Annotated in this window: 11 protein-coding genes; 2 read left to right on the top strand and 9 right to left on the bottom strand. The window is 59.0% G+C overall.

Translation table 11 applies throughout. From position 1 onward, the window contains the following. The 7 genes from B3520_RS14865 to B3520_RS14835 form a co-directional block, all read right to left on the bottom strand. The coding region (locus B3520_RS14865; RefSeq protein WP_414673890.1) for a FliI/YscN family ATPase at positions 1-1,006 on the bottom strand (1,006 nt) is incomplete at its 3' end. Positions 1,007-1,041: 35 nt separating this feature from the next. Next, a complete protein-coding gene (locus B3520_RS14860) occupies positions 1,042-1,896 on the bottom strand; it encodes a flagellar assembly protein FliH (RefSeq protein WP_123637213.1) in 855 nt (284 codons plus the stop codon). 57 nt (positions 1,897-1,953) lie between these two features. Further along, positions 1,954-2,997: a flagellar motor switch protein FliG gene (gene fliG / locus B3520_RS14855; protein WP_123637212.1), complete on the bottom strand. Its 1,044-nt coding sequence runs from the start codon at positions 2,995-2,997 to the stop codon at positions 1,954-1,956. A gap of 51 nt (positions 2,998-3,048) precedes the next feature. Then, positions 3,049-4,734, bottom strand: a complete 1,686-nt coding sequence (gene fliF, locus B3520_RS14850) for a flagellar basal-body MS-ring/collar protein FliF (RefSeq protein ID WP_286805514.1) — start codon at positions 4,732-4,734, stop codon at positions 3,049-3,051. 70 nt (positions 4,735-4,804) lie between these two features. Further along, on the bottom strand, positions 4,805-5,170 hold the full coding sequence (fliE, locus tag B3520_RS14845; RefSeq protein ID WP_123637210.1) for a flagellar hook-basal body complex protein FliE: 366 nt from the start codon (positions 5,168-5,170) through the stop codon (positions 4,805-4,807). Positions 5,171-5,320: 150 nt separating this feature from the next. Continuing rightward, positions 5,321-6,949: an EAL domain-containing protein gene (locus B3520_RS14840; protein WP_286805511.1), complete on the bottom strand. Its 1,629-nt coding sequence runs from the start codon at positions 6,947-6,949 to the stop codon at positions 5,321-5,323. Positions 6,950-6,957: 8 nt separating this feature from the next. After that, entirely contained in the window at positions 6,958-10,737 is a 3,780-nt protein-coding gene (locus B3520_RS14835) for a PAS domain S-box protein (RefSeq protein WP_286876371.1), read from the bottom strand. A 41-nt stretch (positions 10,738-10,778) separates the two neighbouring features. On the opposite strand from B3520_RS14835, the gene B3520_RS14830 reads away from it, so the two are divergent. Next, positions 10,779-11,936 carry a PAS domain-containing protein gene (locus B3520_RS14830; protein WP_286804598.1) on the top strand — a complete coding sequence of 386 codons (1,158 nt, stop codon included), beginning with the start codon at positions 10,779-10,781 and terminating at the stop codon, positions 11,934-11,936. Between the two features lie 191 nt (positions 11,937-12,127). On the opposite strand, the gene B3520_RS14825 is transcribed toward B3520_RS14830, so the two are convergent. Both B3520_RS14825 and B3520_RS14820 read right to left on the bottom strand, forming a co-directional pair. Continuing rightward, positions 12,128-13,609: a sigma-54-dependent transcriptional regulator gene (locus tag B3520_RS14825; RefSeq protein WP_286804597.1), complete on the bottom strand. Its 1,482-nt coding sequence runs from the start codon at positions 13,607-13,609 to the stop codon at positions 12,128-12,130. A 151-nt stretch (positions 13,610-13,760) separates the two neighbouring features. Beyond that, entirely contained in the window at positions 13,761-15,014 is a 1,254-nt protein-coding gene (locus B3520_RS14820; protein WP_286876370.1) for a sensor histidine kinase, read from the bottom strand. Positions 15,015-15,418: 404 nt separating this feature from the next. Between B3520_RS14820 and B3520_RS14815 the strand changes: the two genes are divergently transcribed. Beyond that, positions 15,419-16,726 (top strand): DEAD/DEAH box helicase, encoded by a 1,308-nt coding sequence (locus B3520_RS14815; protein ID WP_286804758.1) that lies wholly within the window; start codon positions 15,419-15,421, stop codon positions 16,724-16,726. The last annotated feature ends 133 nt before the right edge of the window (positions 16,727-16,859 follow it).

Below are 16,859 nucleotides of genomic sequence, written 5' to 3'. Positions count from 1 at the left end.
CAATGTGGCCATCCAGAATGGCACGGGCGGCATCCGCAATCGGATCCTGCAGGTCGTCGCCCTCCGATAGCACCGTATAGAAAGCGGTAATCGACCCCTCGCCCCTGGCCGCGTTCCCGGCCCGTTCGACCAGCTGGGGAATTTTGGCAAACACCGAGGGCGGATAACCTTTGGTGGCCGGCGGTTCGCCGATGGCCAGGGAAATTTCCCGCTGCGCCTGGGCAAAGCGGGTCAGGGAATCCATCAACAACAGGACATTCCGCCCCTGGTCCCGATAGTACTCGGCAATCCGGCTGCACAACTGGGCCGCCCGAAGCCGCATCAGAGGCGCATCATCCGCCGGCGAAGCCACCACCACGGCGCGCGCCATCCCCTCGGGCCCGAGAATATGATCGATGAACTCCTTCACCTCACGGCCCCGCTCGCCGACCAGTCCGACCACCACGACATCGGCCGTGGTGTATTTGGTCATCATGCCCATCAGCACACTTTTACCAACGCCGCTGCCGGCGAACAGACCGAGTCGTTGTCCGCGCCCCACAGTAATCAGGGCATTGATTGCGCGTATTCCCACATCCAGGGGTTCGCTGATCGGGTGGCGCTTGAGCGGATTGATGTCATGGGGTGCAAAGTCGAGAAAATCGTCACCCCGCAGGGGACCGGCGTCATCCAGAGGTTGCCCCAGGCCATTGACCACCCGGCCCAGCAAACGGGGGCCGACACGCATTCCCTGATGGGAGGAAATGGGAATCACCCGGGCGCCGGGCTGCAGACCTTCGACGCGCTTGACCGGCATCAGGTAGACAATGTCGTCGTCAAAGCCGACCACTTCCGCCTCGATCTTCCGACCGTCCCGATTGATGACCTGGCACTGGCGACCGACGGATACGTTGAGGCCGACGGCCTCCAGAGTCATGCCCACCGAGCGGGTCAGGCGACCTTCGGCTTCCGGTTTGGGCGCCTCGGGTACGCCGACGGGGCCGAAGCCGCGCAATCGGTCCAGCAGCGACGAGCGAGGCCCGGGCGGTGCAGGTGCATCGCTCACGGGGTTTCGTCTCCCGAGGACCGGCTGTCATATTCGTCACCGTCGGGCTGCACAGCGTCGCTCATATCGTCTTCGTCGCTCATCGCGGAGTCACTGCCCAATTGGCGATTCACAAATGCATCCAGTTGCTGAGCCAATCGATGCTCAATGGAGAAGTCGACTTGGCTTTCCTTGGTTTCCACCCGACACCCCCCGGGCAACAGTGCCTCATCAGAGTGAAACGTCCAGTCCAGGCGGTGCTCTTCAGCGTAGGCTTCCACCAGGGCGAGATCATCGGGGTTGAGGTAGATATGCAGATGTTCCGCACCGGCGGGCAATGCGGCCACGGCGGCGCGCACCGGCTCCATGATATGACTGGAGTCCGTCAGCAGTTCCCGTTCTACCAGGCTGCGCGTTAACGCACATACCGTGTCGAGCAACCACTGTTCCAGGGCATCCTCCTGCTCCGCCAGGGGCTCCCGAATGGCCTGTACCAGATGCTGAAAGCGCTGCTGCTCAGCGGCCAATTTCTGGCGCATCTCTTCCCAGCCTTTCTGCTGACCCGCCTCATAGCCTTCGGCTCGGCCCTGCTCAAAGCCGGCCTGGTACCCCTGCTCTCGCCCTTCCTGCTCGGCGGCGTCCACCAGGCGCTGCATTTCCTCGGCACTCAAGCCGCTGCTGCCGCCTTCGTAATCCACGTCTTCAATTTTTTCGCCCTTGCGCCGCTCTTCGTCCTCGGCGCGTTGGCGCGCTTCGCGCTCGGCGCTGGGCAGTACGCGGTCCTGTTCACCGTGAATCGGCGGCAGTACCCAGGCCTGATAGTGCTCAAGCTCTTCGGCGGGAATCCGGTTGGCAAGTTTTTTGGTGGTCATGGTTACGCCGCCGTTGGTGATGCGTCAGGAACAGAATCGGAAACAGGCCCGGCGCGATTAAAGCATTTTTTCGCCACTGCTGCTGAGCACAATTTCGCCGGCATCGGCCATGCGCCGGGCAATGGTGAGGATCTCTTTCTGGGCGGTCTCCACTTCGGACAAGCGCACCGGCCCCTTCACTTCCAGATCGTCGCGCAGCAGTTCGGCCGCGCGCTTGGACATGTTGCTGAAAATCTTGTCCTGAAGCTCGTTGTCGGCCCCTTTGAGCGCCACAATCAGCACTTCGGACGACACCTCACGCAGCAGCATCTGAATGCCCCGGTCGTCCACATCCTTGAGGTTGTCGAACACGAACATGAGGTCCTGAATCTGGTTGCCCATGTCCTCGTCCAGCTCCTTGATGGAATCCATCAGGTCGGCCTCGATGGAGCCTTCCAGGTGGTTCATAATTTCCGCCGCGGTCTTGTAACCGCCCACCGCCTTGGTCTGGGAAGAGGCGCTGCCGGTGAACTGTTTTTCCAGAATGTCGTTCAGTTCCTGCAGAGCGCTGGGCTGCACTGTATCCAGGGAGGCGACCCGCATCATAATATCCAGGCGCATCTTTTCGCTCAGATAACTGAGCACTTCCGCCGCCTGGTCAGGGTCGAGGTAGGACACCACAATCGCCTGAATTTGCGGGTGCTCATTGCGGATGACATCGGCCACGGAACGTGGCTCCATCCATTTGAGAGTGTCCAGACCGGTGGTATTGCCGCCCAGCAAAATACGGTCGATCAGGCCGCTGGCCTTGTCTTCGCCGAGGGCGGTCACCAGCATGTTGCGGATGTAGGCGTCGGAGTCGGTTCCCAGACCGGTGAGGGTGCGCACTTCTTCGAGAAAGTTGGTCAGGACGGCCTGGACATCACTCTGCTGGACGTTTTTCATCTGCGCCATGGCGCCGCCGATGCGCTGAACCTCCTTGGGGCCCATATGACGAAGCACCTCCGCCGCATCGGCCTCGCCGAGCGACATCAGGAGAATGGCCGCCTGATCCACATGATTCAATTTCGATGTAGGTTTGGCGGGGGCGTTTTTTTCCGCTGCAGGCGCTTTTTCAGCCACGGGATTCCTCTCTCACTCAGTTGACGGGCTCACTCGGTCGACGGGTATCGATTAATCGTCCCGGTTGATCCAACTTTTCACCACTTGGGCAACCCGCCCCGGATCGTCGGCCACCAGCCCTTTTACCGCGTTCAATTGCTGCTCGTAGCTTTCTTCCGGCCCTGGCAACCCGAGTGCGCCGCCGGTCAGGGTAACGGTTTCGTCCGACAGGCCATCATACCCACCCAATCCGGACTGTTCCAGCGCGGCCAGCTCCCGGGCTTCCTCTTCTTCCGAGGCACGGCCCCCAGTCCGGGCCAGACTCTTGAGCACCGGACGCAAAAGGCCGAAGATCAACACGGCCAAGACCAACAGACCGGCGCCCTGCTTCAGGTAGGGAAACAACCAGGGTTGCTGCCACCAGGGCAGCTCCGGAGTCGTAAACTCTTCGAGACTGCGGGCCCGAAACGGTGAATTGAGCACATTCACGCTGTCACCCCGGGCGGCGGAGAAGCCCACCGCATCGCGCACCAACAGCTCCAGGCGCTGAAGTTCCGCATCGGTCCAGGCGACCCGGGTTTCATTACCCGCCTCATCCAGCTCAACCTTGTCATCAACGACCACTGCGACCGACAGGCGATCGACCTGGCCCTGTTGAAAACGGGTATAGCTGATAGTCCGGTCCAGCTCGTAGTTGCGAGTCGCGCGCTCGCGCACTTCGCGCGGAGAGTTTTCATTGACTGGCTCACCGGTTTCCGGATCGATCTGCTCCGGAGCTTCCGCGGCGCCGGGCGGCTGATTGGTCAGCGCGCCGGGAATGCCGCCCTGATCGCGCCCGGTAGTGGACTCGTTCATGATCTGTTCGCTGCGGATGGCCGGCATATCCGGATTGAAGGTTTCCGCCGCCTGCTCAGTCGCCGTAAAATCGACATCGGCACTGACTTCCGCCCGGAAGTTTTCGGTGCCCAGCACCGGCTCTAGTATCCGGTTGACCCGCTGTACCAGCCCTTCTTCCACCCGACGGGTGTACTCGCGCTGACGATCCGCCATCAACAACTCGGAATTTTCCTCTTTGGCGGACAGCAGTTCACCGTGCTGATCCACAATGGTCACCGCGTCGGCGTTAAGCTCGGACACACTGGAGGCCACCAGATTGGTAATGGCTTTGACCTGACTGGCGTCCAGAGTGCGTCCGGGATTCACATCCAGAAACACCGAGGCACGGGGCTCCCGCACATCACGGACAAACACCGAACGCTTCGGCACCGCCAGATGTACGCGGGCACTGCGCACGTTATTCATGCTGGAAATGGTACGCGCCAGCTCGCCTTCCATCGCGCGATGGTATCGGGTGCTCTCCACAAACTGGCTGGTACCCAAAGGCTGCTCTTGGTCCATCAACTCGAAGCCTGTGGTGTCATCCCGGGGGATACCTGCCTGGGCGAGTCGGATACGTGCTGCGGACAAGTCGTCCACCGCCACCAATAAACCGCCCGTGGCCGGGTCTATCCGAAAAGGGATCTGGGCCTGCTCGAGTACCGTGACGACTTCGGGGGATTCGCTCGGGTCCAGGGAGGGCAGCAAGGGGCGATACTCTTCTCCCTGGGTCCAGAGCACCACGGCAAAGCCGATGGCCACTGCCGCCGCCAGGCCCACCATCAGGCCGGCCTGACGCACCAGATTCAGGTTACTGAAGCCTTCGATCAGATCGTTCCCCGGACGCTTGCGACCGCCCCCGTTGGCGGCGTTATCGTCCATTGTTGAATCAGCTGCAGCCATGTCAGTGTGTCTCGTTATACGTTGTCAGAATCAGGGGTGGCACCGAGCATCAAATCGGCATGTTCATGATGTCGCGGTAGGCTTCAACCAGCTTGTTGCGTACCTGGAGCGTTGCCTGAAAGGCGACGCTGGATTTCTGGGAGGCGACCATGACGTCGGTAATGTCCACCCCCGGCTCGCCGCGTTCATAGGCCGCCTGTAGGGCGCCAGAGGCCTTCTGGGTGTCGTTGACTTTGTTGAGCGCCTGGGCCATGACCTCACCAAACCCGGGAACCTCCCGATTGGCTTCGGTCCGCAACCCGGGCTGCCCCTCACCCACGGGGTTAATGCCCTGGGGTTTCTGGAACGCCTGGGTCTGGGATTTGAGGGAGCGCATTTCCACCAGGAGGCGGTTGATGTCAACGCGATCGGTCATGGTGTTTCCCCTGCGACAAAAATTTGGCGAATCGGCCGGTTTTCGGCTTGCAAGGGATCATCTGCATAAAACGGGCCAATTTGGCTCAAAACCGGCCAAGTATTGCCGCTGAACACCGGGGCAGCTCCTGAAGGCGGTGCTCCCGGATTGTCAGGTCATGGACCGATTGACACGTTCGATGAGGGTTTCGCGGTTATAGGGTTTGACCATGAAGCCGGTAGCACCGGCGGACATACTGTCCTGCACCACCGTTTTGGTGTTGACCCCGGAAATCACCAACACCGGGGTGCGGGCGAAGACCCGAGTGCCGCGCAGCCGCCGCAGCAGATCCAGCCCGTTCATTCCGGGCATTTCAATGTCAATCAGAATCAGGCTGGGGCGCAGCTCCCGGAGGGCATCCAAGGCTTCCTGAGCGCTGGCCGCCAAATGGGGCTCAAAGCCCTCTTCCCGCATGATCCTCGCCTGGACCTTACGCTGAAAGTCGTTGTCCTCAACTATAAGTACCGGCCCCTTGGTGGCCGATGCCGCTTTGCCGGAGGTGGACTCCTTAATAGCACTGGCATTGAGGTGGGGAAACAGCTGCTGCCGGGCCTCCCCACGCCACAGGTTCAGCCAGTCACCGACCTTATCCGCGCCCAGAGGGCGGGCGATAAAGTAGCCTTGCGCCTTGTGACAATCGTGCTGGCGCAGAAAGTGCCAATCTTCTTCATCCTCGACACCCTCGGCGGTAATTTCCAGACCCAGTTCCTTGGCCAGGCCCATGGCGGATTCAAACATCACCCGAATGCGTCGGTCCTGACCGGCGGCATGGACGAAGCTACGATCCAGCTTGAACTGATCAAAGGGAATGTCCCGAATCTGGGCCAGGGAAGCGTGCCCGGTACCAAAATCATCAACGGCCAATTTGAATCCCTTCAGGCGGAGACGGGTCAGGTTATCCAGCACGATTTCCGGGCGGCGCATGGGCCGGCTCTCGGTGATTTCCAGAATCAGGTCCCAGGGCTTGAGGTCCGCATCCTCCAGGGCTTTGAGCAGCCAATCGGTAAAACTCAACTGTTCCAGGTTTTCCATGGACAGGTTCACCGACTGGGCACAGTGAATACCCTCCTTTTGCCAGCTTAACGACTGCTGCAAGGCCTCGCCAATCACCCAACGGGTCAGCTCATCAATCACGCCGTGCTCTTCGGCCAGGTAGATAAACTGATCCGGCATGACCCGCCCTTTTTCGGGATGTTGCCAACGCACCAGAACCTCGAGACTGGCCAGCTCGCCATCAACCAGTGAAACCACCGGCTGATACTCATTGAAGAGCTCATTGCGAGTAATCGCATCGCGAAGCTCCTCGGCGGTGACGGACTGATTATTTCTCGCCAATCGCGCCGGAGCCTGGCTGAGTAGCTTGTCCATTAACAGCCCGAGCTCCCGATCGTCCACCGGTTTGGTCAGATAGCCCAGGACCGGGATATTGTGCGCATGCACCAGATTCTGCGCCGTGCGCAACAGGCGTTCATCCTCACCACTCAACAGGATAAGTTGCCCGACAAACCCCAGCTCCACTAAATGCCGGACCACTTCAATGCCATCCATGTCCGGCATTTTCAGATCCAGAATCATGACGTCCGGTGGCGTTTTCAACGCGCGCAGAACATCGACGGCTTCTTGCCCACCAGTCACTTCCTTGATCATCACATAACCGAGTTTGTTCAAAAGGCGGCTGATCAGGCGACGCATAAACTCATCGTCATCCACCGTCATGATTTTGACGTGCTTTTTATTCATTGGCTCTCTCATCGCCGCTCACTCAAATAGATTTGCACCTGCTGCAATGCCGTCTGGACACGACGCCACTCAACCTCAAAATTATTCAGTAATTCACTGGCCAGGGATTCGTCTTTTTCCGCCCCTCGTCCCCAGCGCTCCAAAGCCAGAGATCGATCCGCCAGTGCCATTGCGCCCACAGACCGGGCCGAAGACTTAAGAGAATGCGCCGCGTCGGCCACACTCTCCCAACGGCCCTGACCGGCGGCTTCGCGCAGTCGGGCCACCAGCTCGTCCGAGCTGGTGCGAAAACTTTCCACAAACTCCGCCAGCAGCTCGTCATCGCCCCCGATCAGATCCTGCAGAACCCTCAGGTCCAGGGCCTCGGAAACCAGTACGACGCGACCGCTATCGGTACAACGGATAGCCGGCTGTTGATCCGACAGATGGGTCCAGCGTTCCAGAGACGTTTTTAGCGTATCTAACAACACCGGTTTTATCAGATAGTCGTCGAAGCCCAGCTGTTCGCAACGCTCCGCCTCGCCGGTGACGGCATTGGCGGTCAGCGCCAAAATCGGCACGGGGCTGACTCCACCCTGTTCCGCTTCCTCCCGACGAATGGCAGCGGTTAATGCATAGCCGTCCATCCCCGGCATATGCAGGTCAGTCAACACCAAGGCATAACCATGGCCTACTTGATGCCAACGGCGCAGTGCTTGGTGGCCATCGTCACACAGATCGGCGGCAAACCCCAACATGGCCAACTGCCGCTGAATCACTCGCTGATTCGTTTCGTTGTCTTCCGCCACCAGAACGAGGCGGCCCTCCAGCCGTGCCTGCTCGCGCTCCGGCACAACGGCCTGGCCAAGGCGGTGTTCTGGTTTGGGCTCGGTGACTTCCTGACTCTGTCGCCCAAGAGCGACAGCCGCTGCTTGAAGAAAGGCCAACCGGGAGAGGCTGTTACTATCAATGCCAAACAGCCCCATCCCCTCTTCCCGCATCCGACGCCGGTAACCACGCCCAATCAATAGCCAATGGTAGTTCGCTGGCCGCACGGGTACCGCAACCTCCTCGGCCCACCGGATCGACCCGGCACCTTCAAGCCCCGTATCGCACACCAGCAACCATAACGCCGAATCATGGGTGGCAGCCTCGGGTACTTCCTCGGGCCGATAGACGCGAGCGCCAGCCGCCCGCAGGTAAGCCGACCAATCCTCCCCCTGATAGTCGGGCCATACCACACAGCAGGCGTCCTGCAGATCCGGTACTACGGACACCGGCGTCTCGTCCGCAATGATCGGCAAGCGCACCGCCACCCGGAACTCTGAACCTTTCTGCGGCTCACTTGACACTTTGATATCACCGTCCATAGCTCGCACCAGGCTGTAACTGATGCTTAACCCCAGACCGGTACCACCATACTCGCGCGTGGTAGAAACATCCCCTTGCGAGAAGGGGCTGAACAGACGGGCCTGGGTGGCGGAGTTCATGCCGATGCCGTTATCGATCACATGAAAGGAAAGGTCCACCACCTCCTCCGAACGGCCACTCATATACAGGCGGACCGCCACCTTCCCCTGCCGATCCAGTTTGGAGGAAAACTTGATCGCGTTACTGAGCAAGTTCATCAGGACCTGGCGCAGGCGGAGCTCATCCCCCAACACTTGGGCGGGCAGTGCCGGGTCCGTATATACTGTCAATTCCACATCCTGATTGAGCGCCATCCGATCCAACAATAGACAGACACTGCGCACCAGGGCTGCGGGGGAAAATGCAACCGGAGCCAACTCCAGCTTGCCTGCTTCGATTTTCGAGAAATCCAGAATATCGTCCACAATTCCCAGCAAGGATTGAGCCGACTCACGGATAATGTCCACCATTTCTACCTGATGACCCCGCAGGCTGGTCTGATGCAGCACATCCACCATCCCCACAATCCCGTTGATGGGCGTCCGGACCTCATGGCTCATGGTGGCCAGGAACTGGGATTTGGTGGCACTGGCCAGCTCCGCCAGCTCCCGTGAGCGCTCCAGCTCCTGAATACGCTGCTGCTCTTCTTCCGCACGACGCCGCTCGGTCACATCCTGAAAGTACACGGCAAGACCGTCCGAGGACGGGTAGGCATTAACCGAAGCCCAGTAGCCCAAAGGCTCAAAATAGGCTTCGAACGACACTTTTATGCCGGTTTCAATCGCCTGGCGATAGTAGGTTTCAAAATCGGTCCCCAGTGCCTCGGGAAAGGCTTCCCACAGGCTCATCCCAAGCAGTTCATCCCGGGAACGCTCCAGCAGCCGCTCCGCCTCCCGGTTCACATAGGTGAACACCCAGTCCGTGTTGACGGTAAAAAATGCGTCGGTGATGCTTTCCAGGGTGGTGGCCAGACGCTCGGCCAACTGCTTGGCCCGCTCTTCACTGTCCCGACGTTCGTGGACGTCGATGGCGCTGCCGTACCATTTGATGGTTTTACCATTCGGGTCCTTGATGGGCATGGCCTGAATGGCGTGCCAGCGCCAATAGCCATCGAACCGGCGCAGGCGAATCTCCAGATCCAGTCGCCCTCCCTGGTCGAGTGCCATATCCCAGGCCAGGTTATAACGACCTTGGTCGACGGGTTCAATCGCGTCCCGCCAGACATCATCCAACAGTGGATCGTCGTGCTCGCAGCCGAGAAATTCCTCCAGCATCCGATTGCCGTAATCCAGGCGCCCGGCCAGGTCCGCCGTCCAGACGAGGTGGGGCATGGCGTTGGCAAATTCACGAAAGCGCTGCACCCCCTGGGCCAGCAGGGACGAAGCGTGTTTGCGCTCGGTCACATCCTGAACCGCCCCTTCCAGACGCACCACGTCTCCCCGCTGATTCAATATCGGGTGCGCCTGCACACGAACCCAGACATAGCGGCCCAGCGCGGTGACAATCTGCGCCTCAAGGTCTAAAAAGGCCTTTTCCTGCAACACATGGTCCACCGCCACGGACACTCGGCGTTGAAATTGCGGCGTGTAATAACTGAGGGCCTGTTCAAGGGTAAACACAGTGCCGGACGGCACATCAAAAATGGCGCAGGCTTCGTCGTTCAATGTCATCCGCTCGGCAATCATGTCCGCCGACCAACCGCCGAGCCGGGCCATCTGGGTGGCGATATTCAGCAGGCGATCCTGATCCACCAATTGCTGCGAGAGCCATCGTTGATCCGTAATATCCGATGCAAATCCCGCAAGACGCACCACCTGCCCCTGATCATTGAGCACCGGGAAGGCGCGGTCGTGCACCCAATGCCGACTCCCATCAGGGCGCTGGATTTCGTACTCGATGTCATAACGACCGCCGATTTGCTGAGCACGCATCTCGGCGACACGTCCTTGATGCTCGGGAACCACTGCGTTAAACCACTGCTCCGGGTTGACCAGCAACGACGCCCGGGATCGGCCCCACAAAGATTCATAGGCCGGGGAGACATACAATAATTGACCGGTTTCTACATCAGTCAGCCAGAAGACTTCTTCGACACTCTCCGCCAACTGACGAAACAACACCAACTCATTATCGAGCGCCTGCTCCAACGCCTGACGCCGTCGGTCGTTGGCCGCGACCAACATGACCAGCACGAGAATCAACACAAGCAGCGCAGCCTCCCCAACGTAGCGCCACCAAGATTCAGTGCGCCAGGAAAACAGGCCGGATTCGGAAGAGAACTCCTGAAAGTGCAGCCCCAGGATCAGCAACCCCAAGGACAGGGTGGCCCAGCGCAGGACCATTGCATAGGTTCTCTGAGCCGCCAGTCGCTCGACTATTTTATTTGACTGTGGTTTCATTCGGCTGAGACTCACGCGCGCCCATAAAGAGCCGTTGGTATATGATCAGTGTAAACCAAAGTGAACAAAGCGACACCCGTCGCAACGCGCCAAAATATCGGCGATTTTCGATCTTCTTCCTTGCAATTGTTTTTGCCGCCGATATCGTGACGCCACTTGGGGTCGCCCACGGTATTCTATACCTTCTGGTCATCGCCCTGGCCAATCAGACTCGTGATCGGGATTGGGTTCTACGCATAGGACTTTGGTCGCTTCTGATGTGCAGCGCCGGCCTGTTACTTGCGGACCTTCCCGACGGGTTCCCTCTGGTGGCGGTGCTGGCCAACCGCCTACTCAGCCTTATTGCTATCAGCGTAACATTGACCGTCAGTCTGCGTTGGCTGGCAACCCGCGATGCGCTGGGCGACACCCGACGTCAACTTGAACCCAACCAACGGCACCTGCAACAGGCTCAGTCTACGCTCGACATGCTGAGCCATCAGACCGGCATCGGTTACTGGTGTTATGACAAGGCCAGCCAGACATTTCACCGCTCGGAACTGATTAACCCGATAATTGGTTTATCACCAGGAGAACCACCACCGGCCGATGGCGCCTTGAGCTTTTTTCCGGAACCCGGTCGCACGCAAGTGGTCGCCGCATTCGACGACTGTGTTCAGCATGGAAAGCCCTACATACAACAGTTACCGCTGGTCACTCGCAGCGGACAGAAAAGATTGGTACAGACCTCGGGGCGCCCCCTGTTCGATACCCAGGGTGTACAAATCGGGGTTGTCGGCACGCTGCAGGACCTGACCGGAACCACGCTGTCCAACAACCGGTTTGCGGAAAGCGCCCGCGCGCTGCAGTCGCAATTGGATGCGCTACCGGTGACGGTATGGAGTGCACTGCCCGATGGTTCGATCGATTATTTCAACCAGGCGCTCAGTGATTTTTCCGGTGTCCCTCGCGAGTCGCTTTCAGCGCCGGGCGAATGGTTGACGCTGCTGCATCCGGACGATCAGGAGCGTTGCGTTCAGACCTGGACGCAATGTATTCAGAATGGCAAACCCTACGATATTCAGTTTCGAATTCGCCGTTACGACGGGCAATACCGCTGGCATCAGGTTCAGGCAACGCCGGCGCGGGATATCAACGGTAATATTATCAAATGGTATGGTAGTGCCGTCGAAATTCCAGAGTCAGCGGTAAAGGTCTGAGCGGTACCGCTTGGTGCAGTTTCATGTTGGGTTTTGGTGACGGCGGATGCGCTGCGCTTATCCGCACTACGCAGACCGCAGAGATTACGGCGGATGCGACGCAACCTCTGTGCTATCCGTAGGGCGGATAAGCGCCGCAAGGCGCGCATCCGCCGTAACCCAAATCTCACACTGGCACCAAATGGGTTACCCTACGCCAAACCATCCACCGGAAAACCGGCCTCACGAAGACGAGCCATTTTATACCGCAATGTTCTCGGGCTGATCCCCAACCTTTCCGCCGTACGCTTCTTACTACCGCGCTCACTGTTTAACGTATTGACGATAATCTCAAACTCCCGGCGCTTCAGATCACTCCCCAGCGCCGGCTTTTCCTCTGACACATCAGACACCGGCGTCCGGATTCCCTGGTGTGGAAGCGATACCGGTTCAGACACTGGGGTGAACGCCATCGGGTCAGCGTCATTCACGGTCATACCCGCGCTTCCCCCCGAAGCCAGATCCGCATAGGCTCTATCCGCTTCCAACCCGAGATCCTCCGCCTGAATGAGATCACCGGGCTGCAGAATCAGAGCTCGCTGCATGACGTTATCCAGCTCGCGTACGTTCCCCGGCCAGTCGTAACCCGCAAGCGCCTGGCGAGCGGAATCGGTCAGTTGCACCCAACCGCGTCGCTGTTTTTGCGCGTGCTTGCGCAACAGTTGTTCCGCCAGGGGCACGATATCCTCGCGTCGCTCCCGCAGCGGTGCCCACTGCAGGGGCAACACGCTCAATCGATAGTAAAGGTCTTCCCGGAACAGGCCCTTGGCCACCTGTTCGCGCATGTCACGGTTCGAGGTCGCGATCACCCGAACATCCAGCGGGATGGTCTTTCGGCCGCCCAGACGCTCAACTTCACGCTCCTGCAGAACCCGCAGTAATTTGGCTTGCAACCCCACATCCATCTCGGAAATTTCATCCAGCAGTAAGGTCCCGCCGTTGGCCTGCTCGAACTTGCCTGGCGCGCTGGTATGAGCGCCTGTGTATGCGCCTTTCTCATGGCCGAACAGCATCGCTTCCAGCATGTTCTCGGGAATGGCCGCACAGTTGATCGCCACAAACGGTTTCTGATGACGCGGCGAGTGGTTGTGAATATAACGCGCCAACACCTCTTTCCCGGTGCCGGACTCTCCGAGAATCAGTACCGTCGACTCTGACTGCGCCACGCGCTGCGCCAATTGCAGAAGCCGCTGACTGGACGCCGCCTGAACCACAGGTTCATCACCCACCGGCGCGGAGCCGAGGTGACGCGCCAGGGTATCCACCAATAAGGCGGGCTCGAAGGGTTTGACAAGATAGTCGACCGCGCCCTGCTTGATGGCATCAACGGACTGATTGATGCTCGCGTAGGCCGTGATCAACATCATGGGAATTTGCGGATACTGTTGCTTTACCGCCTGCAACAATTCCTGCCCGGACATGCCGCCCATATTGACGTCCGAGACAATCATCTGGCAGTCACTATCGGCGTTCAGTGTCGCCAGCGCCCGTTCACCGCTGTCGGCTTGCAGCACCTCGTAGTCCGCCAGTTCCAGCGTATCGGTCAGCGCTTCCCGCAGATCCGCATCGTCTTCAACCACAAGAATGCGGGGCCGGGCCATAGCCGGGGATGCCTGTCTTGCTGCTTGCGCCATGTGATTCTCCAGTGGATTGTTCAAATAGCTAATGGATCAATGTTTTAGTCGGGTCGGGTTTTTGTCGGGTTACGCTTCGCTAACCCGACCTACTAAAAGTTGGCAGCGTCGTTTCCGTAGGTCGGGTTAGCGAAGCGTAACCCGACATCATCTAACTCCACGGCAATGGCTGTGTCAGCGGCAACAACACGGTTGCACTGGTGCCCTGCCCCACCTCCGAGCGCAAATCAAAGGCACCGCCGTGCGCTCTCGAAACCGCCTGCACCACCGCCAACCCGAGACCGGTACCCTGGGATTTGGTGGTCACAAACAGGTCCCGCACCCGCGGCAACAATTCCGGATCAATGCCCGGGCCTTTGTCAGTCAGATGAATCGCCAACCAATGTTGGCCTTGCACCACTTCATGTTTGAAATTGATCAACAGCTCGGCGCCTTTACCGACCGCCTGAATGCTGTTGTTCGCCAGATTCTGCAAAGCACCAATCAGCGCTTCGCGATTGCAACGCAGATGCACGTGGGCACAACTGTTCAACCACTGGCAGTGGCTGGCGGAGGTGTTCAGCGGCACTTCCAGCGCTTCCGCCAGGCCATTTTGCAGATCCTCAACGGTGACGTAATCATTCAGGGGCAGCTCGCCTTTCACGAACAGCAACATGTCCTGAATCTGTCGCTCGATGTGATTGAGTCGGCTGGATAATTTGTCGGTAAACTCACCGCGACGTGACTCGTCCAGCTCACTATTGCGCAGGTGTCCTGCATACAACATGGCGGTCGAGAGCGGTGTACGGATCTGGTGTGCCAGTGCGGACATCATTTTGCCCAGGGCCGACAGCCGTTCGTGCCGACTGAGCTCGCTCTGTAACCGCCGGGTTTCGGTCAGGTCCGTCAGAAGAATGATCTGGCCATCGACACCCAGGTTGCGGGTCGCAATACGGATACGTCGCCCATCCTGCAGCGACACTTCATGCCCGTCATCACTGCGCGGCTTGAACGAGCGCGCAATGACCTCCCGCCAGGGCATGCCCTCCAGCGGCTCACCCAGAAGGTCCACGGCCACCGGATTAGCTTCAGTGACCCGCCCCGTGGAGTCGAGCACAATCACCCCGCCGGGCAGAAAATTGATCAGGTTATCGAGACGGTTGGCAATTTTTTCCTTTTCAACCTGAGCCTCACGGCGCTCTTTCTCGAGGCTGGACAGCTCACCGCTGAGCTCCGCCACCTTCCTCTCCAGCATTTCGTGGGAGGTCACCAACCGCTGGGACAGATCCTCAAACAGGTCAAAGCCCTGATCGCGCGCGCCATCCGCTTCACCTGCGGGGCCCGACGTCGACGGACGCAGACTGACCACGTCAGCCCTTGCACTGGCGGCGGACTTCTCGGAAATGGTCGATGCACCCTCAGCCATGGGGCACTCCCTCTGTCATGTTACGGGTTTCTGGCGCGAGGCCATTGCTTGATATCGGTTTTTGCAAGGAGGGTGCCAATCTGGTTTTCTTTTATTATTCAATAAGTTACAGGACTCAAATAAAACCCCAAGTCAATTTTCCGTCACCAAGCTCTCCGTAGGGCGGATCGGTCCGACGCTTCGGAGGCCGGAGGCCGCATCCGCCGCAACCAAAACCAAAGACCCCCATGCGAGATAGCTTCTTGAGGTAAACAAATCTACCGTGCGCTCCCCAAACAACTGTGTTATAGTCCGCGCTTCGGCGTCCTTCGGTCGGCGTCGCTCTTCTCTGATACCTCATCATGGCTCACCCAGACCGTACCCACATTTGCTGGGCAGGGATCGGGCCACAGGAAACACATTTCATGACATTTGCTGAACTCGGCCTTCGCGCCGAACTCCTGCGTGCGCTTGACGACGCGGGCTACTCCGTACCTACGCCCATTCAGGCCAAAGCCATTCCCACCGTCCTCCAAGGCGGCGATCTGATGGCGGCCGCCCAGACCGGTACCGGTAAAACCGCCGGCTTTACCCTGCCGCTGCTGGAAAACATGAGTCGTAAAGACGTATCCGGCCAGAAGTATCGCCCGGTGCGCGCGCTCATCCTGACGCCGACCCGCGAACTCGCCGCCCAGGTGCACGACAGCGTGCGCACCTATGGCAAGCATCTTCCGCTGCGCTCCACCGTGGTCTTCGGTGGGGTGAGCATCAACCCCCAGATGATGACGCTGCGCAAAGGCGTGGACATTCTGGTGGCCACACCGGGCCGCCTTCTGGACCTGGTACAGCAAAACGCTCTGCAACTGGACCGGGTGGAAACCCTGGTACTGGACGAAGCGGACCGCATGCTGGATATGGGCTTTATTCACGACATCAAAAAAGTCCTGAAGCTGCTACCCAAACAGAAACAGACCCTGTTGTTCTCCGCTACTTTCTCGGATGAGATCAAGCAACTGGCGGACAAGCTGCTGAACCAGCCCGAGCTGATCGAAGTCGCGCCGCGCAACACCACCGCCGAGCGCATCACCCAGCGGGTGCACCCGGTGGATCGCAATCGCAAGCGCGAGCTGTTGTCCTACCTTATTGGTGATGGTGACTGGAAGCAGGTGCTGGTATTCACCCGTACCAAACATGGCGCCAACCGCTTGACCGAGCAACTGCAGAATGACGGCATTACTGCCGCTGCAATTCACGGCAACAAGAGTCAGGGCGCACGTACCAAAGCACTGGCCGATTTCAAAAGCGGCAAGGTTCGCACTCTGGTCGCCACCGATATCGCCGCTCGCGGTATCGATATTGATCAGCTGCCCTACGTGGTGAACTACGAGCTGCCCAATGTGCCGGAAGATTACGTCCACCGCATCGGTCGCACCGGCCGTGCGGAACGTGAAGGTGTTGCAGTTTCATTGGTGTGCGTAGATGAACACAACTTCATGCGCAACATTGAGAAGCTGATCAAAACCAACGTGGAAAAAGTGGTGGTCGACGGCTTTGAGCCGGACCCGAGTATTCGCCCGGAGCCCATTCAGCTGGGTCGCCAGAACAATGGCGGCGGTCGGGGCCGAAGCGCCAAACCGGGCGGCAACCGTGCCCGCAACAACGCGCCGTCCAGCGCCCGCAAGAATAGCAATGGCGGTCGACCAAATCAGAAAAGTCGCCAACGGCGAGCATAAAACGAAGAACGAAAAACGGCACCCTCGGGTGCCGTTTTTGTTTTCGGTGAGTGTCGGATTACGGCCTTTGGCCTAATCCGACCTACGGGAGGCTTCTTGCGTAACTTTCTGTAGTCAGTTATAAGGTAGAAAA

The sequence above is a fragment of the Marinimicrobium sp. UBA4509 genome (assembly GCF_002388575.1).
In the GTDB taxonomy this organism is placed as follows: domain Bacteria; phylum Pseudomonadota; class Gammaproteobacteria; order Pseudomonadales; family Cellvibrionaceae; genus Marinimicrobium; species Marinimicrobium koreense.
This window is presented reverse-complemented; position numbering and strand designations above follow the sequence as displayed.